This is a genomic window from Sphingomonas caeni, assembly GCF_026013415.1.
Lineage (GTDB): Bacteria > Pseudomonadota > Alphaproteobacteria > Sphingomonadales > Sphingomonadaceae > Sphingomonas > Sphingomonas caeni.
The window spans coordinates 216,182-240,106 of sequence record NZ_JAPDOK010000003.1; the positions used below are offsets into that span (position 1 = coordinate 216,182).

The 23,925-nt window shown below is 65.6% G+C and carries 29 protein-coding genes, 1 tRNA gene and 1 pseudogene; 10 read left to right on the forward strand and 21 right to left on the reverse strand.

Annotation, left to right across the window (positions count from 1 at the left end; all coding sequences use genetic code 11):
- Positions 1–9 precede the first annotated feature (9 nt).
- The 3 genes from OF829_RS09650 to secE form a co-directional block, all read right to left on the reverse strand.
- Entirely contained in the window at positions 10–1,593 is a 1,584-nt protein-coding gene (locus OF829_RS09650; RefSeq protein WP_264939801.1) for a hypothetical protein, read from the reverse strand.
- Positions 1,594–1,791: 198 nt separating this feature from the next.
- Complete coding sequence (gene nusG, locus OF829_RS09655) at positions 1,792–2,328, reverse strand: transcription termination/antitermination protein NusG (RefSeq protein WP_264939802.1); 537 nt, start codon at positions 2,326–2,328, stop codon at positions 1,792–1,794.
- A gap of 11 nt (positions 2,329–2,339) precedes the next feature.
- Positions 2,340–2,537, reverse strand: a complete 198-nt coding sequence (gene secE, locus OF829_RS09660; protein ID WP_264939803.1) for a preprotein translocase subunit SecE — start codon at positions 2,535–2,537, stop codon at positions 2,340–2,342.
- A 200-nt stretch (positions 2,538–2,737) separates the two neighbouring features.
- Here secE and OF829_RS09665 point away from each other — a divergent pair, with 200 nt between their 5' ends.
- Positions 2,738–3,751, forward strand: coding sequence for a hypothetical protein (locus OF829_RS09665; protein ID WP_264939804.1), 1,014 nt, complete (start codon positions 2,738–2,740; stop codon positions 3,749–3,751).
- Between the two features lie 695 nt (positions 3,752–4,446).
- Here OF829_RS09665 and OF829_RS09670 read toward each other — a convergent pair.
- The 7 genes from OF829_RS09670 to OF829_RS09700 form a co-directional block, all read right to left on the reverse strand.
- Positions 4,447–4,941 (reverse strand): GNAT family N-acetyltransferase, encoded by a 495-nt coding sequence (locus OF829_RS09670; RefSeq protein WP_264939805.1) that lies wholly within the window; start codon positions 4,939–4,941, stop codon positions 4,447–4,449.
- A gap of 16 nt (positions 4,942–4,957) precedes the next feature.
- Positions 4,958–5,287, reverse strand: coding sequence for a type II toxin-antitoxin system TacA family antitoxin (locus OF829_RS09675; protein ID WP_264939806.1), 330 nt, complete (start codon positions 5,285–5,287; stop codon positions 4,958–4,960).
- A 153-nt stretch (positions 5,288–5,440) separates the two neighbouring features.
- Complete coding sequence (locus tag OF829_RS09680; protein WP_264939807.1) at positions 5,441–6,352, reverse strand: carbon-nitrogen hydrolase family protein; 912 nt, start codon at positions 6,350–6,352, stop codon at positions 5,441–5,443.
- Positions 6,349–6,924 carry a GNAT family N-acetyltransferase gene (locus tag OF829_RS09685; protein ID WP_264939808.1) on the reverse strand — a complete coding sequence of 192 codons (576 nt, stop codon included), beginning with the start codon at positions 6,922–6,924 and terminating at the stop codon, positions 6,349–6,351. The genes OF829_RS09680 and OF829_RS09685 overlap by 4 nt, the downstream gene beginning before the upstream one ends.
- Positions 6,925–7,072: 148 nt before the next feature.
- Positions 7,073–7,471, reverse strand: a complete 399-nt coding sequence (locus OF829_RS09690; protein ID WP_264939809.1) for a ketosteroid isomerase-related protein — start codon at positions 7,469–7,471, stop codon at positions 7,073–7,075.
- Positions 7,468–8,046 carry a YqaA family protein gene (locus OF829_RS09695; RefSeq protein ID WP_264939810.1) on the reverse strand — a complete coding sequence of 193 codons (579 nt, stop codon included), beginning with the start codon at positions 8,044–8,046 and terminating at the stop codon, positions 7,468–7,470. Before OF829_RS09695 ends, OF829_RS09690 begins: the two co-directional genes overlap by 4 nt.
- A 23-nt stretch (positions 8,047–8,069) precedes the next feature.
- Positions 8,070–8,146 (reverse strand) — tRNA-Trp (locus OF829_RS09700).
- Positions 8,147–8,313: 167 nt separating this feature from the next.
- Here OF829_RS09700 and OF829_RS09705 point away from each other — a divergent pair.
- A complete protein-coding gene (locus OF829_RS09705) occupies positions 8,314–8,526 on the forward strand; it encodes a hypothetical protein (protein WP_264939811.1) in 213 nt (70 codons plus the stop codon).
- 273 nt (positions 8,527–8,799) lie between these two features.
- Here the strand turns inward: OF829_RS09705 and OF829_RS09710 are convergent, their stop codons facing one another.
- From OF829_RS09710 to OF829_RS09720, 3 genes are all read right to left on the reverse strand, one after another.
- Complete coding sequence (locus tag OF829_RS09710; protein WP_264939812.1) at positions 8,800–11,154, reverse strand: putative bifunctional diguanylate cyclase/phosphodiesterase; 2,355 nt, start codon at positions 11,152–11,154, stop codon at positions 8,800–8,802.
- A gap of 140 nt (positions 11,155–11,294) precedes the next feature.
- Complete coding sequence (locus OF829_RS09715) at positions 11,295–12,164, reverse strand: hypothetical protein (RefSeq protein ID WP_264939813.1); 870 nt, start codon at positions 12,162–12,164, stop codon at positions 11,295–11,297.
- A 454-nt stretch (positions 12,165–12,618) separates the two neighbouring features.
- Positions 12,619–14,388: a fatty acyl-AMP ligase gene (locus tag OF829_RS09720; RefSeq protein WP_264939814.1), complete on the reverse strand. Its 1,770-nt coding sequence runs from the start codon at positions 14,386–14,388 to the stop codon at positions 12,619–12,621.
- Between the two features lie 122 nt (positions 14,389–14,510).
- On the opposite strand from OF829_RS09720, the gene OF829_RS09725 reads away from it, so the two are divergent.
- The 6 genes and pseudogenes from OF829_RS09725 to OF829_RS20585 all read left to right on the forward strand — a co-directional run.
- On the forward strand, positions 14,511–15,047 hold the full coding sequence (locus tag OF829_RS09725) for a regulatory protein RecX (protein ID WP_264939815.1): 537 nt from the start codon (positions 14,511–14,513) through the stop codon (positions 15,045–15,047).
- A gap of 75 nt (positions 15,048–15,122) precedes the next feature.
- Positions 15,123–15,695 (forward strand): cold-shock protein, encoded by a 573-nt coding sequence (locus OF829_RS09730; protein ID WP_264939816.1) that lies wholly within the window; start codon positions 15,123–15,125, stop codon positions 15,693–15,695.
- Between the two features lie 4 nt (positions 15,696–15,699).
- Positions 15,700–16,191 carry a DUF192 domain-containing protein gene (locus OF829_RS09735; protein ID WP_264939817.1) on the forward strand — a complete coding sequence of 164 codons (492 nt, stop codon included), beginning with the start codon at positions 15,700–15,702 and terminating at the stop codon, positions 16,189–16,191.
- Positions 16,188–16,676 carry a DUF192 domain-containing protein gene (locus OF829_RS09740; protein ID WP_264939818.1) on the forward strand — a complete coding sequence of 163 codons (489 nt, stop codon included), beginning with the start codon at positions 16,188–16,190 and terminating at the stop codon, positions 16,674–16,676. Before OF829_RS09735 ends, OF829_RS09740 begins: the two co-directional genes overlap by 4 nt.
- Before the next feature lie 48 nt (positions 16,677–16,724).
- Positions 16,725–17,117: an NADH:ubiquinone oxidoreductase subunit NDUFA12 gene (locus OF829_RS09745; RefSeq protein ID WP_264939819.1), complete on the forward strand. Its 393-nt coding sequence runs from the start codon at positions 16,725–16,727 to the stop codon at positions 17,115–17,117.
- A gap of 179 nt (positions 17,118–17,296) precedes the next feature.
- Positions 17,297–17,530: pseudogene (locus OF829_RS20585) on the forward strand (DUF2155 domain-containing protein); the annotation flags it as partial.
- 35 nt (positions 17,531–17,565) lie between these two features.
- On the opposite strand, the gene aat reads toward OF829_RS20585, so the two are convergent.
- The 4 genes from aat to OF829_RS09770 all read right to left on the reverse strand — a co-directional run bounded on the left by aat (position 17,566) and on the right by OF829_RS09770 (position 21,118).
- Positions 17,566–18,318, reverse strand: coding sequence for a leucyl/phenylalanyl-tRNA--protein transferase (gene aat / locus OF829_RS09755; protein WP_319951543.1), 753 nt, complete (start codon positions 18,316–18,318; stop codon positions 17,566–17,568).
- 182 nt (positions 18,319–18,500) lie between these two features.
- Positions 18,501–19,232 (reverse strand): ParA family protein, encoded by a 732-nt coding sequence (locus OF829_RS09760; protein ID WP_264939820.1) that lies wholly within the window; start codon positions 19,230–19,232, stop codon positions 18,501–18,503.
- Between the two features lie 96 nt (positions 19,233–19,328).
- Positions 19,329–19,709 carry a hypothetical protein gene (locus tag OF829_RS09765; RefSeq protein WP_264939821.1) on the reverse strand — a complete coding sequence of 127 codons (381 nt, stop codon included), beginning with the start codon at positions 19,707–19,709 and terminating at the stop codon, positions 19,329–19,331.
- A gap of 104 nt (positions 19,710–19,813) precedes the next feature.
- Complete coding sequence (locus OF829_RS09770; RefSeq protein WP_264939822.1) at positions 19,814–21,118, reverse strand: Y-family DNA polymerase; 1,305 nt, start codon at positions 21,116–21,118, stop codon at positions 19,814–19,816.
- A gap of 88 nt (positions 21,119–21,206) precedes the next feature.
- Here OF829_RS09770 and OF829_RS09775 point away from each other — a divergent pair, with 88 nt between their 5' ends.
- Positions 21,207–21,722, forward strand: coding sequence for a hypothetical protein (locus OF829_RS09775; protein WP_264939823.1), 516 nt, complete (start codon positions 21,207–21,209; stop codon positions 21,720–21,722).
- Positions 21,723–21,728: 6 nt separating this feature from the next.
- Here OF829_RS09775 and OF829_RS09780 read toward each other — a convergent pair whose 3' ends face one another.
- The 3 genes from OF829_RS09780 to OF829_RS09790 are packed head-to-tail and all read right to left on the reverse strand — an operon-like array spanning position 21,729 to position 22,881.
- Positions 21,729–22,226 carry a DNA-deoxyinosine glycosylase gene (locus OF829_RS09780; protein WP_264939824.1) on the reverse strand — a complete coding sequence of 166 codons (498 nt, stop codon included), beginning with the start codon at positions 22,224–22,226 and terminating at the stop codon, positions 21,729–21,731.
- Entirely contained in the window at positions 22,223–22,615 is a 393-nt protein-coding gene (locus OF829_RS09785) for a type II toxin-antitoxin system VapC family toxin (RefSeq protein WP_264939825.1), read from the reverse strand. Before OF829_RS09785 ends, OF829_RS09780 begins: the two co-directional genes overlap by 4 nt.
- On the reverse strand, positions 22,612–22,881 hold the full coding sequence (locus tag OF829_RS09790; protein ID WP_264939826.1) for a type II toxin-antitoxin system VapB family antitoxin: 270 nt from the start codon (positions 22,879–22,881) through the stop codon (positions 22,612–22,614). The genes OF829_RS09785 and OF829_RS09790 overlap by 4 nt, the downstream gene beginning before the upstream one ends.
- An 80-nt stretch (positions 22,882–22,961) precedes the next feature.
- Here OF829_RS09790 and OF829_RS09795 point away from each other — a divergent pair, with 80 nt between their 5' ends.
- Positions 22,962–23,294: a DUF962 domain-containing protein gene (locus tag OF829_RS09795; RefSeq protein WP_264939827.1), complete on the forward strand. Its 333-nt coding sequence runs from the start codon at positions 22,962–22,964 to the stop codon at positions 23,292–23,294.
- A gap of 10 nt (positions 23,295–23,304) precedes the next feature.
- Here OF829_RS09795 and OF829_RS09800 read toward each other — a convergent pair whose 3' ends face one another.
- A complete protein-coding gene (locus OF829_RS09800) occupies positions 23,305–23,868 on the reverse strand; it encodes a hypothetical protein (RefSeq protein ID WP_264939828.1) in 564 nt (187 codons plus the stop codon).
- Positions 23,869–23,925: the final 57 nt, after the last annotated feature.

Sequence of the window (23,925 nt, forward strand, 5' to 3'; positions counted from 1 at the left end):
CTTCACCCCCTACCGCTTCGTCTCCGTCACGAACAGGAACGAATAATCCGACGAATAGACCGGCGCCCCGCCCGCGACCGGCTTCACAAGCCGCCGCGATCCTCCGGGCGTGCCGGTGGGCGTCGGTGTCGGCAGCGGCGCGATCTGGGCGAAGACGTGGCAGTCCATGCAGGCGTTGCTCGTCTGCTGGAAGCTCTCCAGCGTCGTGTTCGCCAGGATCTGGCTCGTGCCCCCGGCGGCGCCCTTTGGCATCGGGTTGCCCATCGACAGCGGCACGGTCGCCTTGGGGCCGATCGGGTTGCCCGGCGTCTGCGGCCATTGCACGTTGATCAGCCGGTAATAGTTGAACACCGACGCCGCCGGCATCAGGCTCCAATACCAGGCCGTCACCGAATTCGCGACGCTGCCCACCGGGTTGAGCCGGGTGATCTGCATCGTCGCGTCATAGGGCGAGGGGGTGCAGCCCGGTGCCCCCGGGGCGCACCAGGTCGGCGGCGCATTGTGCACGCATTTGTAGAAATTGGTCTTCGCATCGCAGTCCGCGCCGAAGAAGGTATAGGCCGTGCGCGGCACGATGTTGGGGTTGGGGGGCAGCACCGGATCGGTGACGCCGCCATTGGTCCCCTCGTCGGGGCTGTTGTCGATATGCTCGAAGGTCGCCCACACCCATTGATGGTTGGCGACGCGCTTGCGGGCGATGTGCAGCCCCACCAGCCCGACGGTCACCTGCTTCATGCTGTGCGTCGTCGGGTCCTCGATCATCGCGATCGCGGTCTTGTAGCGCGAGTTGAGCGAGCCATCCTCGGGCAGCGGCGTCCAGCTCGCCTTGATCTCCATCGCGCCGACATGGTCGCCATAGGCCTTCACATTGCCCTCGCAATCGGTGTCGTCCCAGCCGGGGAACTGGCCCTCGGGCAGCGTCAGCCCGCCGCGCAGCGGCCCGGTCGGCGGCGGGAAGCTGTCCGAGATCACCTTGCCGTGCTGGGTCGCGCAGGTGAGCTGGCCCTGGGCGGTGGTCAGGTCCCATTTCTGCTCGGTGATGAACTCATATTCGTCCTTGTTCATCATCACCTCGTAATAGGTGATCTCGCCGCGCTGGTTGGTCAGCCAGTGATGCCCGGCGCCCGCCTGGGTCACGTCGCTCAGGTCGAGATCGCCGGTCTTCGAGATGCGCGTGAGCGTCTTCACCGCGGGCCGCTTGACCTTCCACTGGCCCTTCAGCCCGTTGCCGAACACCGTCGCCGCCTCGAGATAGGTCTCCCACACCTTGGGCGTCTGGTCGGTCGGCAGGCCGAAATCGGCTGCAGGCACGTTGGCGGGATAGCCGGGATTGTTGGGATCGGCCTTCCAGTTGAGCGCGATGAAGCTCTGCCACGCGAAGCAGTCCATCCCCACTTCGGAGGCGTCCATCGAATTGGGCAGCGCCGAGCTCAGATTGCCGGGCCCGACGATGCACGGATTGCTCGCGACATCCTCGCTGCTGTTGTTGCCGGCGCCATCCGGCTTGCACGCGCTCAGCACGATCGTGCCCGCCAGCGTGGCCGCCGCCAGCACCAGTGCCGAAGTTCCGCCGCGAAGATTTCCGATGGCCATGCTCGCCTCCTGCCCCTGAGGAACCGGAGCAGCCGCTCCGGGCTACGCAACTGGCACGAAACTAATCCAAGGGCGATCCGCCCTCAAGCACAATAAAAACAGCCTGAATGGCGCGATCGGCACGGCGCACAAAGTCAAGCAAAAGAAAAGGCCGGAGATTTCTCCCCGGCCTCTTCCTATATGCTTTCGACAGCGAGCTTACTTCACCCGTTCGACATCCTCGAAGCCCAGCTCCAGCGGCGTCGCGCGTCCGAAGATCGAGATCGAGACCTTGACGCGGCTCTTGTCGAAATCGAGTTCCTCGACCAGCCCCGAGAAGGTCGCGAAATTGCCGCTGGTGACCTTGACGGTGTCGCCGATATCGTAATCCACGCTGATCTTGTGCTTGGGCGCGGCGGCGGCTTCCTCCTTGGTGTTGAGGATGCGCGCGGCCTCGGCCTCGCTGATCGGCTGCGGCTTGCCCATCGCGCCCAGGAAGCCCGTCACCTTCGGCGTGTTCTTCACCAGGTGATAGACGTCGTCGTTCATGTCGAGCTTGGCGAGCACATAGCCCGGGAAGAATTTGCGCTCGGACTGGACCTTCTTGCCGCGGCGAACCTCGGTGACGGTCTCGACGGGGACCTCGACCGATTCGACGAAGCGGTCGAGCCCCATGCGGGTGGCGTCCGCCATGATCGAATCGCGGACCTTGCTCTCGAAGCCCGAATAGGCGTGGATGATGTACCAGCGCGACATGTGTGCGGTCCTTACTGCGCGAGCCGGAGGAGGAAGTTCACGATCGCGTCGAACAGCGAATCGATCCCGATGAAGAAGACCCCCAACAGGCTGGTCATGATCATCACCATCACGCCGGTCATGATCGTCTCGCGCTGCGTCGGCCACACGATCTTGGCGGTCTCGGCGCGCACCTGACGAATGAATTCTCCGGGACTGGTCCTGGCCATCTGCCCTGCCTTGCTCAAAAATGTTGCCGGCTGCGGGGCATGGGTCCGCTGCCCGGTCCTTCTCGGAGCCGGCGCTTCCCATCCACGCTGTCGGATTGGGCACCGCATCTAGCGATTGGGGGAGCGGAACGCAAGGCGTGCCGGGCCCCGCGCCGGAGCCCCTTGCAATGTAGGATTTCAGCGCGGAACATTGCGAGAACATGCCGCGCCCACTCACCCATCCCCAGCGCCTCCAGAACGCCGCCTTCCTCGAAGCGCTGCGCCGCACCGGCAATGCCCGCCTCGCCGCGCGCGAGCTCGGCGTCCACCGCGCCACCTTCACCAAGCGCCGCGCCAGGCACGCCGCCTTCGCCGCCGAATGGGACGCGACCCTCGCCGCCGCCCACGCCGCCTTCGCCCTCGCCGGCGGCACGCGCCAGCCCGAACCCAAACGGGCGCCCGATCCCAACAGCCTCGCCCTCACCGACGCCGATCAATGGCGCGCCCAACTCCGCACAGGGGGCGGCGAGCCCGTCATCACCCGCACCGCCTCCGGCCGCCTCCAGCTCCGCCTGAGCCCGCCGGACCGCATGACCCGCGCCGCGACCCAGGCCTTCCTCACCGCGCTCGCCGCCACCGCCAATGTCCGCCTTTCCGCCGCCGCGGCCGGCTATGCCCACACCAGCATCTACGCCCGGCGCAAGGCCGATCCCGCCTTCGCCCGCCAGATGGACGAGGCCCGCCGCATCGGCCTCGAGCGTCTCGAGGCCGCGATGCTCGAAGCCGCCACCGCCGCGCAGGACGCCGAAGGCCCCGACGCCGCCTGGCAGCACAGCCTCGACGCCAATCCGATCCCCCCGCTCACCGCGGCGCAGGCGATGCAACTCCTCGCCCGCCACAAGCGCAACGAGCAGCACGACGAAGTCGACGCGATCATGCGCCGCCGCATCCCCTGGGAACTCAAGCGCGAACTCCTCCAGGCCCGCCTGGAACGCGAGAAGCGCGAGGAGAAGCAGGCCGACGCCCGCCATGCCCGCGCCAGATCGCGCGCCAAACGCTACGAAACCACCGGCAACTGGCGCCGCCCCAACGAACCCGCCCCGATCGTGCTGCCCCCGCTCGACCAGGTCACCGGCTGGAGCAAGGCTGACCCGGAGAAAAAGCCCCACCGCGAGGACGTGGCACTGTTCGGGGGATGGCGGATCGGGGATTGGGTGAAGCAGGGGAGGGGGTAGGGGTTAGAGCGGGATTCGGCCAATTGGAATGAGTTCCCCGGCGAAGGCCGGGGCCCAGTATCGGCGGAGCTTCGGCGAGGATTCCGCCATCGAGACTGATCGCGACTAGGCCGGCCTTCGCCGGGGGGGGGTATAATGATAGCTGGAAGTTGACGTGATGTTGACCCCACGATGCAACGAAGTGAGGGCGTCGTTGCTGGAGAAAGCATCACACATCTGTGCGATATTCAGCCGGTCAGTAACCAGGCCTAGGGACCTTGCGAACGAACTCCCTGCATTCGTTACATATCATCACACCGATGCTGTGCTCGTGCATACCCCAACGTTTGTAGTCGTACTCCGTCGGGCGCCACACATCGCCGCTTCTTTCAAATGTGACAGGACTATCGTTGCTACATTTGCCGCGGCCATCTTGCCTTTCGTGGCCCATGTACGGCCTGAGGGTTTCCGGCATCAGCAAACCTCCTAGGCCGATTGCTCGCACAGCTTGGCTACGGAGCCCAGTATCGCATAGGAGCGAGGTGCTTTCCAGTCGTCACACGCGCGCCCGCGTCAACCGATCAGGCCACAGGTCAAGCTCGTCCTCAGTCGCGCGTAGGTTATCGCCTGTCTAGCTTGTTGGGATTACGGTGGGGATTACAGTGACAGGGAGTATGGTGACAGGAATTACGGTGGTAGTTCACTAAATACCTCCGTCACCCAAACCCCGCCACCACCGTCTCGATCGGCAAAAACAACGTCCGGCTATCCCCCGGATATTCCACCCACTCTGCGCAGGCCAAATAAAACTCCTTCGCCCGCTCGTCCTTGGCCTGCACCAGCACCGCGCCGATCCCGATGCTCTGCGACGCCACCGCGATCCGCCGCAGCGCATCCGAAAGCATGTCCGCGCCCAGCCCGCGCCCCGCCCAAGTCCTGTCCACCGCCAGCCGCCCGATCACTGAAACCGGGATCGCGTCCGGCGCATTGCGCCGCACCTTGCCCGGCGCCGCCCCGCGCTCCACCGCCCCCGCCGAAATGCAGAAATAGCCCGCCACCCGGTCGCCCTCGCAGACCACATAGGTCCGCGAAAACCGGCCCTCATTCTTCAACGCGCGTTGCGCCAGCCAGTCGTTCAGCACCGGCACGCCGCAATCGAACCCGCTCGTATCATGATGATCCGCAAGCGGAACCGGGGCCGAGAGCGTCATTCTTCAACCGGGTCGGTCAGGCGTCCCAGGCCGGTGTCCGCCGCAGCAGCGCGCGCAGCTTCGGGCCCGGCGGGGGCGGATTGTCGAGCGCCCGCACGAATGCATCGTACCGGTCGGTATCGAGCACGAACAGCCGCTGGTCGAGCAGCACGTCGATCGCCTGCGCCCGCGCGCTGTCGATCATGAACTCGGTGCGCGTCTTGCCCAGCAAAGCCGCCGCATCGTCGATCAGCTGGCGCGTCCGTGCCTCGATCCGCAAATTGATGCTGCCCTTGGGTTCGGCCGCACCCGGTTCGGCGGCGGCGCCCCAAGTCACTTTCCGATCCGAGACGCGCGACTTTGCCATCGCGGAAAAGTGCCAATTTGTATCTACAATGTCAATACAACCGATGAAAGCGTCATCCCGGCGAAAGCCGGGACCCAGAGCCAAGCAATGCGCCGTTTGTGACCCTGGGTCCCGGCTTTCGCCGGGATGACCGGGGTTTCGAACGCCAACCCCTCACCGCAAATCCACAACTTCCACCCCATCGCTCACCCCCGGCACCGCACCCGAGCCAAGCTGCTCCCCCCAATGCGCAAACCCGAACACCGCGCCCCCACCGCGCACCGCAGCCACCGCGTCCAGATCCACCTCCCCGAACACCCATCCTGCCGCGTCCACCACACCCTCGGCTACCACCCCATCCTCCGGAAACCCGATGTCCGCCGGCCCGAAAACCCCCGCCGCCCCCCGGCTCACGTCCAGCGCCGGCGTCCACTCCGCCGCGCCCACCACCGGCGATTGCACCACGTAACACTGGTTCTCCAGCGCCCGCGCCCGCGCGCCGGTGCGCACCCGGTGCCAGCCGTGCAGCGTGTCGGTCGCGCTCGGCACCAGGATCAGCTCGGCGCCCGCCTCGGCCTGTGCGCGCACCAGCAGCGGGAACTCACTATCGTAGCAGATCGCCACCCCGATCATCCCCAGCTCGGTCCGGAACACCCGGATCGGCGAGCCCCCCGCAATGTCCCATGCCTCGCGCTCGAACCGCGTCATCACGATCTTCTGCTGGAGCCCCATGCGCCCGCCCGGCGTGAACAGCCGCGCATGGTTGCGAAACCGCCCGTCTTCGCCCCGCACCGGCAGGCTCCCGGCCAGGATATGCATCCCCGTCTTCGCCGCCAGCTCGGCATGCGCCGCGTCGATGCGCGCCACCCATGCCCCCAGCGCCGCGATCGACGCATGGAGATCGCCCACGGTTGCCGCATCAAGGGCCGTCAGCTCCATCCCGGCATATTCGGGAAAGACCGCCAGTTTCGCCCCCGCATCCGCCGCTTCGCCCACCCAGCGCGCCAGCTTGGCCTGCCACGCGGCGAAATCGGCGAGCTGCTCGACCGGATATTGCGCGGCGGCGACTTTGTAGCGGCGGATCACAGCGTCCTGGTCCAGAACTGCATCGGATGCGCGGTCTCGCCCGGCTGGTCGATGTCCTTCCATTCGAAGGCGGTCACCAGCCCTGCCACCGGCGCATAGCCGCGTCCGCGCCAGAAACTATCGAGCGGCCGGAAATCCCCGGGCCGCAGCGGGTGATCGGCCGGCCGCACCACCCCGCAAAACGCCGCGACCGTCGCCCCGCACGCCCGCGCCTGCGCCTCGCGGTGATCGAAGAACGCATGCCCGATCCCGCGCCCGCGATACTCGGGCAGCAGCACCGATTCGCCGAAATAGAAATGACCGGCGGGGGAGGGGAAGCAGGCGAGCACCTCGGCCTCCTGCGCCGCCATCGGCGAGGCGGTCGCGGCGCCCACGATCCGTTCCCCATCGAACGCCGCAACCAGCACCGCGTCCGCGGCCTGCGCGTAGGCGCGCACATAGTCGCGCTCATAGGCCTCGCTGCCCTCGTAGAGATACGGCCATTCGCGAAACACCGCGATGCGCAACCGGCCAAGGTCGGGGAGGGCGGCCTCGATCTCGTCAGCAAGCAGCGGGCGGACGGTGACGGTCATGGCGCTGCCTACGCACCTCCAATCCTCCCCCGCAAGGGGGAGGTGGCGCCGAAAGGCGTCGGAGGGGGAGGGCGGCGGCCACGTCCGTTTCGTGTCCGCCCCCTCCGTCAGCTGCGCTGCCACCTCCCCCTTGCGGGGGAGGATCGGGTCAGCCCCCGACCTGCCGCGTCCACTCGGGCAGGTTGTAATAGACCGTCACCCGCGAAATCAGCCCGTCCCGCACCTCGAAAAAGGCGCCCGCCGGCAAGGTGTAGCGCTGCCCCGTCGCCTCGGGCAGCCCCTCATCGGTGCTGAGATATTCCCCATGCACCACGAACTCCGCCGCCGCGCGCTCGCCCAAGGCCATGATCACGATGTCCTCGAGCCGCTCGCGGTAGCAGCGCTCCATATGCGCGAGGAACGCCCGGAACGCTGCCTTGCCCGTCTGCCGCCCGCCCTGGTTGATATCGTGCGCGACATCCTCGCTCAGGCAGGCGAGCATGCCCTCCCAGTCGCCCGCGTTGAACGCGGCATAGTAGCGCGCGATCAGTTCCGCCGTGCCGCTCACAGATAGGCTACCGCGACGAACCCGCCCACGATCAGCGCGAGGAAGAGCCAGGCGAACAGGTCGAGGCGCTTCTCGATGAACTCCTGCACCGGCGCGCCGAACTTCTTGAGCAGCCCGGCGACGATGAAGAAGCGCGCCGCGCGGGTGATCGTCGAGAAGAGGACGAACAGGCCGAAATTATAATGGGCGATGCCGCTGGCGATGGTGACGAGCTTGAACGGGATCGGGGTGAGGCCCTTGAGCAGGATGATCGCGGCGCCATATTCGGCATAGCTCGCCTGGAACTGCGCGATCTTGTCCTGCATGTGATAGAGGTTGATCAGCCATTGGCCGACGCTCTCGAGCAGCGCATAGCCGATCAGATAGCCGAACATGCCCCCGATCACCGATGCGACGGTGCAGACCCCCGCGATCAGCCACGCCTTGTCGCGCTGCGCGAGCACCATCGGGATCAGCATCGCGTCGGGCGGGATCGGGAAGAAGCTGCTCTCCGCAAACGAAATCCCCGCCAGCGCCGGCAATGCGTGCTTGTGGTGCGCAAGCCGGAGAACCCAATCATAGAGCGGGCGAAACATGCGGTCTCCGGAATGCGGGAAGGTGGCAGGGGAGCTCGGACTCGAACCGAGGGCCTTCGGTTTTGGAGACCGACGCTCTAACCAACTGAGCTACACCCCTATGCGGACCGGCGACTTAGCCCGCCGCGCGGCGCGCCGCAAGCGCACATCGCTCGATCCGATGCGGCCAAGATAAAATCGAGTCCCGTCTATGATTTGTCCTCGCCTCGACCTAGTATCGCGGCAAGTGACGCGTTCCCAACATGGGCCTGACATGGGAGATTGAAGATGTCGCATGAACACGAGGATCATGAAACGCTCTGGCTGCCCGAACTCCACGCCGATGTCGTCGAACTCGACGGCCAGATTATCCATTCGCTCAAGGAAGAGATGAGCGACAAGGAGCAGAAAGCGCTCACGGCGCTGATCGACAAGCGCAACGAAGTGTACAAGGCCAATCACAAGGCCTGGCAGGACGAAGGCGAGACTGAAGCCGGCTGAACCGCGGGGCCAGTTACCCACAGTAGCGCGCCAGGCTGGGCCGTCCCAGCATGTGAAAGTTGACACTAGCTTCACACTATCGCGCATGTTTTGCGCCGCGCAGTTCCCGGAGGGAAATGCGTGGTTCGCCGGGTGCGGATCGACAGGGTCAAAGAGCGGCCGGAGCAACCGGCCCCGCGAGCAAAGCAGGCGAAATCCTACATTTCAAGACCTTGGGGACCAGACTCAACGAACCACGCCCTGCAAAGCCGGGGCGCTGATTGAGCACAGACCTCAAGCCGCCGCGCTGGCCCCGCTCTGCCGCGTGGTGAGCGCGCGGGCCTCGTGGACGGGAAGGGGGCGGCCGAAATAATAGCCCTGGACCTTGGTGCAGCCGAGCGCCTGGACCATGTGGTGCTCCTCCTCGGTCTCGACGCCCTCGGCGGTGGTCGCCATGCCGAGGCTCTCGGCGAGCGCGACGACCGCGCGGATGATCGCGATCGCCTCCTTGAGGCCCTTCGACGCGCCCTGGACGAAGCTGCGGTCGATCTTGATCGAGCTGAAGCGCGTATGCGCCAGATAGCCGAGCGACGAATAGCCGGTGCCGAAATCGTCGAGGCTCAGCCGGATGCCGAGATCGAGGATCTTCTCGAGTACCTGAATCGCCTGGGTGCCCTCGCGCATGAACACGCTCTCGGTCACCTCGAGCTCGAGCCGCTCGGGCGGCAGCCCCGATTGCGCCAGCGCCTGTGCGACGACATTGACGAAGGCCGGGTTGTGGAGCTGTTCGGGGCTGACATTGACCGCGACGCGCACGGGAGTCTCCCAGCGCGCCGCCTCTGTGCAGGCGGTGCGGAGCACCCATTCGCCGATCGGCGCGATCAGCCGCGCATCTTCGGCCAGAGGCACGAACTTGGCGGGGGAGACGTTGCCGAATTCGGGATGCGTCCAGCGCAGCAGCGCCTCGAACCCCATGAGGCCGCCGGTGCCGGCATCGACCACGGGCTGATAGTTGAGGTGCATCTCGCCATTCTCGACCGCGCCGCGCAGCGCGATCTCGAGCACGCGGCGCTCCTCGGCGGCCATGTGGAGCTGGGGCTCATAGGCATGGAACATGCCGCCGCCGGCGTCCTTGGAGCGATAGAGTGCAAGGTCGGCCGAGCGGATCAGCGTCTCGGCGGTGCGCCCGTCGCGCGGGCCGGTGGCGAGACCGACCGAGGCGCCGATATAGAGGGTGTGCTGATCGACCTCATAGGGGCGCGACAGCGTGTCGATGATCGTATGCGCCAGCCGTTCGATCTTGGCGGTATCGGTCGCGTCGCGCACCACCACCGCGAACTCGTCGCCGCCCAGGCGGCCGATCATCTCATTCTCGGTCATCAGCAGCTTGAGCCGCTCCGAAACGCGCCCGAGCAGCCGGTCGCCGACCGGATGGCCGAGCGTATCGTTGACCGCCTTGAAGCGATCGAGGTCGATCATCATGAAGGCGCAGCGGCTACCCCATTTCTCGGCCTCGGCCATCGCGGCGCTCAGCGCCTCATGGATCATCAGCCGGTTGGGGAGCCCCGTGAGCGTGTCGAACCGCGCCATGCGGTTGATCTTGTCGGAGGTGCGCCGCGCCTCGGTCACGTCCGATCCGACCCCGCGGAAGCCGATGAAGGAGCCGGTCTCGTCGAATTTGGGGCTCGCCGACATCTCCCACCAGCGCTCCTCGTCATTGACATAGACGGGGAGAAGGAGGTCACGAAACGCCTCGCGGCCCTTCAATTTCTCGGCGAGCGTATGGAGGCCGGGCGCGAAATTGCCCGCCTCCCAGGTGGCACCCGCGAGTACCTGCAGGAAGGGCATGCCGTTGATCTTGGCGGGATCGACGCCCACGGCGACGGCGAAGCGCGGATTGGCGCGGGCGACGCGGCGCTGCGCGTCGATCTCCCACAGCCAGTCGGCACCCGAATCCTCGAATTCGCGCAGCAACAGGCTGACGGTCTCGTCGCGCTCGGAAAGCGCGAGTTCGCCTGCGCGGATCACCACGAGCGCCTTGCCGCGCGCGAAGGTGGCCATCGCCAGCAGCACGGTGAACAGCGCGGCGGCGGCACCGAGCAGGGGCGAGGTGAGCGCCAGCGTCGCCGTGATCGCGCCGCCCAGGATCGCGACGAAGAGGATGGTGGCCAGCGGAAGCGCGGCCATCGCAACCGCGCTGGCGGTCATCAGCAGGGTGAGGACGATCCAGAGTCCTAGTGAGGCGTTGGCATCAGCGGCATGGCCGAAGGCGAGCGGCGGAATCGACCAGACCGCGCCGAGCGAGATCCCGTCGAGCAGCGTATCGCGCACATCGCGGAGCGAGGCACTGGCGGCGCTGCGATGCTTGGACGACAGCCGGCGAAACGCCACCGACACCGCCACAGCAGCGACGAGCGCGCCCCAGCTCGCAAGCTGCCATTGCGGCACCCTGGTTGCGAGGATGATCGCGATCAGCGCGGCGCCGACCAGGTTGGCGGCGAGCATGAACAGCGCGAGCTGGCGCCCGGCATGAAGCTGCGCGGCGCGAATCGGCCCCCAGTCGGTCGTGTCCGCCGGGTCGTACAGGCCAAGCAGCGCACGCGCGTCGATGCGTGGCCGGGCGAATTGAGAGATCGTCTGGCTGGTCACACCCCGGATGTACCGGAGGGGAGGTTAGCGAGAGGTTAGGTTTGGGGGCGATTCTGGGGGAAATTTGTGGGCACGATCGCAGCCTAGTCGTTTAGTGGCCGGATAGGAGGTGACGGATCGATCAAGGTCGCGGCTTGGCTCTATTCTTCATAGGCTAAATCGGTAAATCTAAAATCGATAAATTGCCAACTGTCTGGCGCAGTCCGCATTATACGTGCCGGCCGGTAGTAGTATCGCATCGCAAGATTAAAGCTTCGGCCAATCAAAGCGGAGCAAGTGGCCGATAATACGATCGTTTTCGGAAATAATTCTTCAGAAAAACTTTCATCATCGGCTTGAGAAGCTAGTAAAAATCGATCATAAGAGTGTGATATGGTCAGTCCCGCATCATTTCCTCGAAATTGACAATTTGTACCGAAATCATTCCAAGCATGCCAATATTTTATATAATTGTCCATCGCATCGGTGGTAATTACGCCAATATTTACTTTATCGGTCACAGATAGACGAATAACGAATCTGATAACGTCGTAGTTCTTTGATGGCCTAGTTGCTCGAATCAATTGAACGTTAATAGGCGCCTTGCTCACGATCGGTGTCAAAGGCGATCTAATTTCCCAATTGACTAATGATCCGAGTGAAGCCGAGGCATTTTCCGGATTTCGTGAAGCCAAAGTTAAAATATCTAGTATTTTTGACACTTTCTCATTTATATCGGCAGTGTTGCTATCGGTGCGCAATATCGCCGGAATAACTACGTGATTAATTGTATCTAGTAGCGAATTAGTCTGGTCGGCAGTGAGGTTTCCATTCCTCACAATTGCATTAATCATTTCGACGATTTTATCGAGCTGCGCGGAGTTCGATCCACAATTAGTGATTGTTACATTTTGAACCGAGGAGCCCTGAATTACGAGGGCGCAGGTTCCACTCGTGGTTATCTGTGACTGAGCAGCAAACGGGAAAGCCGCTAGCAATGCCGTAGTCGGATAGAGAAGGTACGATTTCATCGGTCAGCCTCACGAGCAATTTTCGAAATTCATGCTCGTCACATTCGAATTGACGACCACAGGCGCGCATTTTCCTGTGGTGCTCACGTTCGGCTCTTCCCGGGTGACGTGACCCTGCGATCCAGTGGGTGCCGCAACTCGTTCATGCCTTCTGCTAGACGCGGGCTTCGGTCGAGGCGCTGCCGAGGGAATATGTTCCGCTGCAGGAGTGCTAGGCGGGGTCGCCGAAGTGTTCGGGATGTTTGAAACGGACACCGGCGTTGGTGAAGGATAAAGATAAGTAAAAACCGCCCAGCCGGCCCCGATGAGCCCGGCGACAATCGAAAAGGCGAGTGTGATTAGCTCAGGTCTTGATAGCCGATGCGATGCCACGATTCGCCCCTTCCCAGTATTTGCATTGTAATCGCAAATCTCGGAGAGTGAAACGGCGACGAAGCGCAAGGTAGCGCAAACGCTACGCCGCCAGCGCGTAGGGCTTGATCTCGCCGTTGAGGTAGAGGTTGCGCGCCTTGGCGCGGCTGAGCTTGCCCGAGCTGGTGCGCGGCAGGGTGCGCGGCGGGACCAGTTCGATCACGCAGTTCATCCCCGTCACCGAACGGACGCGCTCGCGGATTTCCTCGCGGAGGCGCAGCCGCTCCTTCTCGTCCGAGGTGCGGCACTGGACGAGCACCGCCGGCGTCTCTTCGCCGCCCGGGGTGGTGATCGCGAACGCCGCGATATCGCCCTGCTTAAAGCCCGGCAGCTGCTCCACGGCCCATTCGATATCCTGGGGCCAATGGTTCTTGCCGTTGATGATGATCATGTCCTTGGCGCGGCCGACGACATAGATATAGCCGTCCGACATATAGCCCATGTCGCCGGTATCGAGCCAACCGTCGACCAGGCAGGCATCGGTCGATTCGGGGTCGCGGAAATAGCCGACCATCACCGACGGGCCCTTGCACCAGACCTTGCCGATCGCCTTTTCGGGGAGCGGGGTGCCATCCTCCTCGCGGATCTCGATCGCCATGTCGCGCGCCGGCTTGCCGCAGTTGACGATCGCGCGGAAGCGCTGCGGCCGGTCGGCGCGCGAGGCGCTGCCCGAGAGCTGGGTTTCCTCGACGAGCTCGACGACGATGCCCTCGCCCGGGGGCATGATCGACACCGCCAGCGTCGCCTCGGCAAGACCGTAGCTCGGCAGGAAGGCGCTGGCCTTGAAGCCCGCATCGGCAAAGGCATCGACGAAGCTCTGCATCACGTCCGGGCGGATCATGTCCGCGCCATTGCCCGCGACGCGCCAGCGGCTGAGGTCGAACCGGTCGGCGACATGGCTTTGGCTGCCGATGCGGCGCGCGCAGATGTCATAGCCGAAGGTCGGCGAATAGGAGAGGGTGGTGCCCTGGTTGCGGCTGATCAGGTCGAGCCAGGCGAGCGGGCGCCGCGCGAAATCCTCGGTCTTGAGATAGTCGGTCGAGACCTGGTTGGCGACGATCGACAGCAGGCAGCCGACCAGTCCCATGTCGTGATACCAGGGCAGCCACGAGACGCAGCGGTCGCCGTCGCCGACATGCATGCCATGGCTGTGCGCGGCGAGATTGTTGAGCAGGGCATGGTGAGTGATCGCCACGCCGTGTGGGAAGCGGGTCGATCCGCTCGAATATTGCAGATAGGCGATATCGTCGGTGTCGGCCTGGGGCAGCTCGGCCTCGGGCGCGTCGCGCGTCACGAATTCGGACCAGTCGATCCCTTCCGTGCCGGCCTGGCGCGCGGCCTCGGCGCACATCGCGCCGATTTCGGGCGGATAGATCAGCATCGTCGGATCGCAGCTGTTCAGCTGGACCTTGAGCTGGTCGATATAGCTTTGCGCGCCCCCAAAGCTGGTCGGCAGCGGGAGCGGCACGGGCCACGCGCCGGCATAGATGACGCCGAAGAAGAGCGAAGCGAATTCCGGCCCCGTCTCGGCGATCAGCGCGATGCGGTCGTCGGGCTGGGTGCCGCCGGCGATCAGCCGGCGGGCCTGCTTGAGCGCGTCCTCGCGCAGCTCGGAAAAGGGATAGGCGCGCGCCAGCTCGCCACGCGGCGTGTGGAAGTTGAGCCCGCGAACGCCCCTGGCCGCATAGTCCAGCGCTTCGCCGAGCGTGGCGAAGTCGGCATAACGGCGCGGCAGGCTGTCGTCGGTAGGCGTCGGAGCCGGCGATGCCGGCGCGGCCTCATTGCTCTCGGGTCGCTTAACGTCCAAATCCATTCTCTTTTTTCCGTGCCCCTGTCGTAGCAGTCCGTTGGCCCCCCAACTGCGCGTCGACCGCGCCGGCTCCTGCTACGCACTACCGTTCAAAATCGGTTGCCACTGTGGCACAATGATGGCGCATGGCACGTCCCAACCTACCGCTGACACCGCTCGACCGTGCCGCTTTGGAGCGGTTGGGACTGCGCTACGTTGAGCGATACGCCACAACCCGGGGCCGCCTCACCGCCTATTTGAAGCGCAAGCTCCGTGAACGGGGGTGGGAGGGTGAGGCCCCGGCGGATCCAGCGGCGCTCGCCGACCAATTCTCCGAGCTCGGCTATATCGACGATCGGGCCTTCGCCGAGGCCCGGGTTTCCGCAATGGGGCGAAGGGGTCTGGGCGCGCGGCGGATTGCTCATGCCTTGCATTACGCCGGAATCGACACGGCGGATGCCGAAGCGGTCGCCCCCCTGATCGAGGACGACCGGATCGCCAGCGCGCTCGCCTTTGCCCGGCGCAAGCGGATCGGGCCACATGCGCGCGAGCCCGCCGACCGCGACATGCTTCAGAAGCAGGTTGGCGCGATGGTGCGCGCGGGCCATGCCCCATCGCTCGCCTGGAAAATCGCGCGGATGGCCCCCGGCGACGATGCCGAGGCGTTGCTCGGGGACAATTGATACGCTGCCAATTGACACAAAGCAGTTCCTCCTGTGGAAAAACATGGTAAAGCGTTCGGCTGGGGGAGTAACAATATGCGTGCGGACCCGCAGCTTCTGTCCAACGACTTTGCGGTCGAACCGGCGGAACACGAGGAGGAAGACGCCGGCCAGACCTGTACCGGCGTGGTGAAATGGTTCGATGTGACGCGGGGCTTCGGTTTCGTCGTTGCCGATGAAGGCGACCTGGGCGACATCCTGGTTCATTTCACCGTTTTACAAGACCATGGCCGGCGCAGCCTGCCCGAGGGCGCGCGCGTCGAATGCGTCGCGGTGCGCCGTCAGCGCGGCTTCCAGGCGCGTGAGATCCTGTCGATCGACCTGACCGACGCGGTGGAGGCGCCGCGCGCCCGCGGTGGCGACCGCGCCGACCGACTCAAGCTGATTTCCGCCGCCGGGCCGTTCGAGTCGGTCACGGTCAAATGGTTCAATCGCCTCAAAGGCTATGGATTCCTCGTGCGCGACGCCGACTCGGCCGATATATTCGTCCATATGGAGACGCTGCGCCGCGCCGAGATCGAAGAGGTCGAGCCCGGCGAGCCCATGCGGGCGCGCATCGTCGATGGCGACAAAGGGCCGCTCGCGGTGGCGGTCGAAAGGATCGGCTGAGGCCTTGAAGGGTTTGCGGGGAATCGGAGCGGCTTTTGCCGCAGCGCTGCTGCTCATCCCCGCCGCGGCGGGGATCGCCGCGCCGCTTGCCGGTCTGCGCGATGCGCCCACCATCGATCTTACCATCGAGAGCAAAACGGGCGTGCATCGCTTCCGCGTCGAAGTCGCGCGCACCTATGAGGAGCAGCAGCGTGGCCTGATGTACCGCACCGACATCCCTCAGGATGGCGGGATGCTCTTCACCCCCTATCCGGCCGAGGGCGGACGCGGGCAGGAGGCGCATTTCTGGATGCACAACACGCCGAGCGCGCTCGACATCATCTTCATCAAGGCCGACGGCACGATCGACAAGATCGCGGCGGACGCGAAACCTTATAGCGAGGACCGCATCTATTCGGACGGGCCGGTGACCGCGGTGCTCGAGATCAATGGCGGGCGGGCAGCGGCGCTGGGGATCGCGGTCGGCGACAGGGTGAACTGGCAGGGGCGCAAGTGAAGGTGAAACTGGCGATCGCGGCGGGGCTGCTCCTCGCGCTGGGCGGCTGCGGCAGCGGCGGCGAGAATGTCGCGAACGAGGCCGAGACGGCGCTGGTGACGGTGACGATCGCCACCGCCGAGGGCCCCAGGACGCTCAAGCTCGAGGTCGCCGATTCGGAGGCCGAGCAGACCAGGGGGCTGATGTACCGCTCGAACATTCCCCCTGATGGAGGATTGCTCGTCGCGCCCTATCCCCCGAACGGCGGCGCGCCCGAGGAGGTCAATTTCTGGACCAAGAATGTCCCGGTCCCGATCGACTTCATCTTCATCCGTCCCGACGGCACCATCGCGCGCATCGCCGAGAATGCGCTGCCGCTCTCCGAGGCGCGTATCCCTTCGGGTGAGCCGGTGGCCGCGATCATCGAGATCAATGGCGGCCGCTCGGCGGAGCTGGGGATATCCCCCGGCGATGCGGTGAGCTGGCGGGGGCAGAAGAAACAGTAGCGCATTCCCCGATTGCCTCCCCCGTCACCGCTCCGCTATGGGCCGCGCATGGGTTTGCTCAAGTCGATCTTCACCTGGTGGGAAGGCGCCACCATCGGCACCTCGGTCGCGCTGCGTGGCAAGGAACGCGTCGGCGAGGATTCGCTCGGCAACGTCTATTGGGCCGGCGGCACGGACGCCAACGGGCTCACGCGGCGCTGGGTGATCTATAACGGCCAGAACGATGCCAGCCGGGTGCCGCCCGAATGGTTCTCGTGGCTGCATCATCAGATCGACGCCGCGCCCGAGGATGCGCTGCCCCCGCCGCGCATCTGGGAAAAGCCCGCCGAGCCGAACCTGACCGGTACCCAGCTCGCCTATCGCCCGCCCGGCGCGCTCGAACTGGGCGGTCGGCGCGCGGCCGCCACCGGCGACTATGAGGCATGGGCGCCCGACGCATGATCTCGCCGCGCAGCTCTGTGGCAGCGGCGCTGCTGCTGGCGCTCGGCGCGTGCACCGGCGGCGGCAGCGGCGGCAACAATCAGAGCATCGACGAGATCGCCGCCGGCGGCGGCGAAAATGCCGGTGCGCAGGTGACCGAAGCAGCGCCCGACGGCAGCGAGCTCGCCGGCGCGACCCCGATGAAAGAGCGCGTCGCGGTGCTCGGCCTGCTCAACAAGCGCAACGGCGTCTCGCGCGACGTCACGCTCAAGCCCGGCGAGGCGGTGCGCGTCGGCGATGTCGTGCTGCGGCTGCGCGCCTGCGAGCGGACCGCGCCCTGGGAGAATGTCCAGGATACCGGCGCCTTCGTCCAGGTCGATGTGCTCCAGACAGACCAGAGCTGGAAGCGCGTCTTCTCAGGCTGGCTGTACAAGGACCGGCCCGCGCAGAATGTCGTCCAGCATCCGATCTACGATGTGTGGACCAAGAGCTGCGCGATGACCTTCCGCGACAGCGGGCCGGGCACCGTCTCGGTCGGCGTGGGGCCGAGCGGGTCCTCAGCGCCGTCGAGCGCGCCGAAATCGCCCTCGACCACGGGCGAACCCAAGGCGAGTCCGCCCGCCGACTCGCCCAGCGCGCCGCCCAGCAACGCGACATAATCGTCGCGCGGAATCTCGACCGCGCCGAGCGATTGCAGGTGCGCGGTCTGGAACTGGCAATCGAGCAACGCGAACCCGCCGGCCTTGAGCCGCGCGACGAGGTGCGCGAACGCGACCTTCGAAGCGTCGCGGACCCGCGTGACCATCGATTCGCCGAAGAATGCGCGTCCGAGCGCGAGCCCATAGAGACCGCCCACGAGCCGATCGCCCTCCCACACCTCGACCGAATGCGCGAAGCCGCGCCGGTGGAGTTCCATGAACACCCGCTCGATCGGCCCGCTGATCCAGGTATCGGGCCGGTCGGCGGCGGATTCGGCGCAGAGCCGGATGATCTGCGCGAAGGCGGTGTCCACGGTGACGCGGAACCGGTCCGACAGGATCGTTTTCCTGAGCGAGCGCGAGAGGTGGAAGCCGTTCAGCGGCATCACCCCGCGCAGCTTGGGCTCGACCCAATAGACGCTGTCGGCGGTGCGATGATCGGCCATCGGGAAGACGCCCATCGCGTATGCGCGCAGCACCAGCTCGGGATCGATCTCCTCGGGCCGGTCGATGCGCTGGGTCATGCCGCCACTCTCACCCCGTTCGTCCTGAGTAGCCATTGAGTAGCCCCGCTGGGGCGTATCGAAATGGCGTATCGAAGGACAGCTGGCGCGGGAGATGCTGCGATACGAGCCCTCGATACGCCTTCGGCTACTTGGTCTCTACTCAGCACGAACGGTTGGGGGAGGGTGGCCTGCATTCTGCTCTAACGCTTCCCCGCCAATCTGCGTTCGATCGCCTGCCACAGCCCTGAAAAGGCCTGCGCGCCCGCGGTCTTGCCCGCATAGCCGCCGAGCGGCATCCGCCGCACCGCCATCGCCTCGACCACGCTCGCCATCGGGATCACCGGCCAGTCCGGATTGGCCTCGACCGCGGCGGCGTGGAGCTTGCGGCGGCGATCGACCATCGAATGCACCGGGAGCAGGGGCACCTTCCCGCCCTTGCGGTCCAGCCAGGCCGAGACCTCGGCCAGCGCCCGCGCCGAGAGCGGCGAAGGGACTACCGGCACCACGATCAGATCGGCCGCGCGCATCACCTGTTCGCTGGTCTCGGTCAGGCCGGGCGGGCAATCGAGCAACACCCGGTCATAGGCCTTGTCGAGCTCGCCGAGCAGCTTGGCGAGCCGCTTCTTCTTGTCGAGCTCGTGGAACAGCAGGTCGAGCCCGCGCAGCGACGCGTCGGCGGGGATCAGGTCGAGCCGCTCGATCGCGGTGTGCTGGATGAGTTTCTTCGGCGCGAGGTCGCGGGTGAAGATTGCCTGCGCCTGGTCGCTCGATTTGCCGGGAATGCCAACCAGGAAGGTCGAGGCCGCCTGTGGATCCAGGTCCCACAACAAGGTGCGCCGCGCCGATTGCACCGCCGCGCACCAGGCGAGGTTCACCGCCAGCGTGGTCTTACCGACGCCGCCCTTGAGGCTATAGATCGCGACCGTCGCCACTTGGGAAGCTCCCCGAATCCAACCCGGTCAGGCTCGCATGAAAAAGGGCCGGCGGGAATGCCCCGCCAGCCCTTTTGAAACTGGAAACCGGGAAGATCAGGCCTTGCAGGTGCTGGTCTTGCCGCCGGTGACGATGGTTGCCGCCTTGGCGGTGCCGCTGACGCGCGAACCGTCGGCGCCAACATAGGGCTGGCCTTCCGCGGGTGCCTCGAGCTTGATCGGCAGGCCGTCCTTGGTGGTGCGCAGCAGCGCGAGCTTGTGGCCCTTGAAGAACTCGACATAGAGCAGGGTGTTGCCCGGCTGGCAGCGGAAGGTCACGCTCGCCTCGATCGTCGGCGGCAGCTCCACCTTCGGCTTGGCATCGACCTTCTCGCGATTGGGATCGGGCACGTCGCCGACCTGGATCGGCTTGTTGTCACAGGCCGACAGCGACAGGAGCGCGGCAGCGGCGGAGGCGATAATGGGGAGGGTTTTCATAGCGGGCCGTGCCTTTGCAAGGTGGGTAAGACTCGTCAAGTCCCCTCGTGTGATAAAGTTACATTATTGTGACGCGAGCGCCATGACCATAGTAAAATTGCGTCTCATTCGTGGAATTCGCTTGCGTCGGGAATCCGGCCAAAGGCGATCTTGGTGCCGACCCCGTCGAGCCGTCCACCGGTGAGCGGGCCTAGGCTGACTGCGTTTCTGCCGAATTTCTCGTTGATCCGGTCCATCGCCTTGCTGAGCGCGAGCGTGCGCGTCTCGCGGGCGAGCGGATCGTCGGGATCGAGCGCCGCGAACAGCGAGCCCTGTTCGCCCTCGACGCCCTCGATCTCGGCGAGCGTCACCCCCACCATCCGCAGCCGGAACCCGCCCGGGCGCGCCTTTCCCGCCTCCGCCAGCCGCGGAAACAGCGCATCGAGCGCGTGGAGCACGACGAAGCTATCCTGCGTGCAGGGCAATTTGATCGAGGCGCGCCAATTGGTCTTGTCGTCCTCGAACTTGCCGTGGAGCACCAGCAGCCGCGTCCGATAGCCCTTGCGCCGCAACCGGCTCGCGCATTTGAGCGCCAGGCGGCGCGCGGTCAGCCGCGTGCCCTCGAGGTGGCGCTGGCGCGGCGACAGGACATGGCTGTGCCCGATGCTGCGGCTCTGGCTCGGCTTGTCGGGCAGGTCGACGCCGTGGAGCAGATACCAGAGCCGGTCGCCATTGACCCCGCCCCAGGCATTGCCCGCATCGCGCGGGCGGCGCTCGCAATATTGGCGGATGTCGAGGATGCCGTCCTGTGCGAGCCTTTTCTCCATCTTCGCCCCGATCCCGGCGATCTCGCGCAGGGGCACGTCGAACAGGCGGTGCGGAAGCTGGTCCTCGGTCAGCACGATCAGTCCGTCGGGTTTCCGCATGTCGGTGGCGAGCTTGGCGAGGAGGCGGTTGGGCGCGATGCCGATCGACGAGGTCAGGCATTCGCCGACATTGGCGAGGATGCCCGCCTTGATCCGGTGCGCCAGCGCGACCGCGGTCTCGGGGCTGTTTTCATTGTCGAGCAGCCGGCAGGCGACCTCGTCGATCGAGCAGATCATCGTGACCGGGATATGCTTCCAAACCTCGGCGAGGATGGCCTCGTGAAACTCGACATATTTCTCGTGGTTGGCGGGGACGATCAGCACCTCGCGGCACTTGCGCTTCGCCTCCCAGATCGGCGTCCCCGTGCCGATGCCATAAAGTTTGGCCTGAACCGAGGCGGCGATCGCGACGGTGGTATCGGTATTCACCGGCGCCACGACGATCGGACGCCCGCGCAACGCCGGGTTCAGCTGCTGCTCGACGCTCGCGAAATAGCTGTTCAGGTCGAGGAACAGCCAGCGCAGCGGCCGCGGGGGAAAGGCGAGGACGGGCTCGGCGGACATGCCGGAACATTAGCAGAACTTCCGCGCGAATCCCATGCTTGACGGCGACAGGGCGCGCCGCCACCCTGCACGCCAACAGGGGAGAGAGATGATGCGCCTAGCACTGCTCGCGATTACACTGACGCTGTCGGCATGCGGCGGCGGCTCGATGGTGGTCAATGCAGACAACGCGGCCACGCCCGCCGAGCCTGCGAACGCCGCCAATGTCGCCGCGCCGGCGCCGGCCCCGAGCGTCAAGCTCGGCGATTTCGAGCTCAACCAGCTGATCCGCGCCTTTGGCACCGAGCCCTTCTGGACGCTCGACCTAGGGCCGGGCGACATGATCTTCACCGATAATGCGGTCGAAACCCCCAAGCCCGAGCCCTTCTACTGGGTCGCCCCGGTGGTGGCGGGCGACACGGCGACCTACACGACCAAGAATGTCGCGGGCGATCCGGTGGTGCTGGTGCTCACCCGCAAGGATTGCCTCGAAGTCGGCGAGCCCGAGGACACCCAGCCGCTCACCGCCAAGCTCACCATCGGCACCAAGGTCCGCACCGGCTGCGCGGGCCCCAAGCCCAAGGACGAGCCTGACGAGGAAATGGAGAACACCACGACGCCGTAAGGCGGGTCAGGTCAGCCAGGCGCCGAGCTTCTCCCATTCGGGAAGCTTGGCCGCCGCGCCGACGGTATGGAGCGGGCTGCTCGACGGCAAGGCGATGATCGCGTAGCGCTCTGCCGCTGGGCCCAATTGCCGCAGTCCATGGCGTATCGCAGTCGCGCCGTTGAAGGCGATCGCGCGCAGTCGGGGCAGGGTGGCGGCAAGCGCGGCTACGTCGTGCGCCTCGACATCCTGCAGCGCCGCATCGGCGCTCCCCTGCCGCCGCGCGCTGGCGACCACGTCCCAGAGGCCGATATGCGCGTGAAGGAGCGCCGCCAGCCGGGCGTCATAATCGAGCGCGGTCAGGTCGCGCCCCGCGGCGGGCGAGATCAGCCGCCAGAATTGGTTCTGCGGATGGGCGTAGTAGCGCCGCTCGGCCAGCGACCGCTCGCCCGGCAGGCTGCCGAGCACGAGCAGGCGGACCTCGGGATTCACGACGGGAGGGAAGCTTTGCTTGCGCGGGCTCACGCCGCGATGATGTCCGTCTGGGCGAAATCGCCACCCTTGAAGAGCAGGGGCTCGCCACGCGCCTTGGCAAGGGCATACGCGAAGCAGTCGCCGAAGTTGAGGCAGCCCGGTTTTCCAGAACCACGGCCGAAACGGCGATAGGCGTCGCGGGCGGTTTGAACCTGGTCGAGTGTCACGGGTTCGATCATCACGCCAAGGTCCAGCAGCAATTGCCCACCACGCGCTTCAAGAACCTCGCCGCTCGTGCGGAACAGGATGGCAGAAAGCTCGATCCGGCTGCCAGCCGACATTCTTTTCGACCCTGAGACATTTTCGAGCTTGCGCTCGAATTCGGATCCCTCGGCCTCTCCCAGAAGGATGGCGACGATCGCCGATGTATCGACGATCATTTCGGCAAGCCGTCCTCGTCATACAGCAGGTCGCCATGCGTCAGCGAAAGTTCCTGATCGCGGAACTCCGGCTTCAAAAGTTCGCGCGACCCTTTCACGATCTCCCGCACGCGTTGCCTCCGTTCCGCCTTGGCCTTTTCATTCTCGCGCAGCTCGCGTTCAAGTGCTGCCCTGATCGCCGCTGTGACTGACTGGCCGGTGGCGTCGGCGAGCTGTCGGGCGAGGCGGACGGTTTCCGCGTCCTTGATATTGAGCTGCGCACCCATGCTTTCTACCTCTTGGCGCAAAGCTTATACCATCGCCGGAGCGGCTTGAACAAGCGCGCGCGCCGTGCCTACAAACGCTCATGGCCGACAAGATCCCCACCTACGCCGAATTCTGGCCCTTCTATCTACGCGAGCACGCGAAACCGCTCACGCGGGTGCTCCACTATATCGGCACCTTCCTGTCGCTCTGGTTCCTGCTGATCGCGGTGGGGGCGGGGGGCTGGTGGTGGCTGGCGGTCCCCCTCTCGGGCTATGCCTTTGCCTGGGCGGCGCATTTCACCGTCGAGAAGAACAAACCGGCGACCTTCACCTATCCGCTCTGGTCGCTGGTCTCGGACTACCGGATGTTCTTCCTGTGGTTCGCCGGGCGGCTCGACAAGCATCTCAAGGCGGCGGGCGTCGCCACGCGCTAGGATCCGCCCGCTAGAACAGAGTCCGCCCGAAATATTGGCCGATATAGAGCGCGGTGAAGAGCGCGAGCCCGAGCGCCTGCGCCCAGCGCGGCCTGGCGAAGGCGAAACCCAGCGCGATCAGCGGCAACAGCAGGATGATGCTGAACTGGAACTGCGCATGCTCGCCCGCCGCGGCGAGTTGTACCCAGAGCACCGTGACGATCGCGCTGGCGCTGTGCAGCGCGAACAGGATCCAGAAGCGCCGCGCCGCCCCGGCATAATAGGCACGAAGATCGGTGCCGCCCTCGCGCACCTCGGGCAGCGGCGTCGCAGCGAGCAGGAACAGCAAGGTCGCGCTCGCCAGCACCGCGAGATACATTTCGAAGGTCATGCCCGGCGCGAACCTGACCGCGGCGTGCCAGCTCCACCATTGTGCGACGATCTTGAGGAAGACGAGCAAAGCCGCGAATGGCGCGAGCCAGTCCCAGCGGACCTTGCCCGTGCGCAGAAGCCGGTTGAGCCCCATCGCCAGCTCGGTGACCGAAAGCCCCAGGATCACCACGGCGAAGCCGAGCATATATTCGAAAGGCGCCATCGTGCCGTTCCCCTCCGGCCGCGATCCTATCGCAAGCGGGGGATGCGGCAAGTTTCG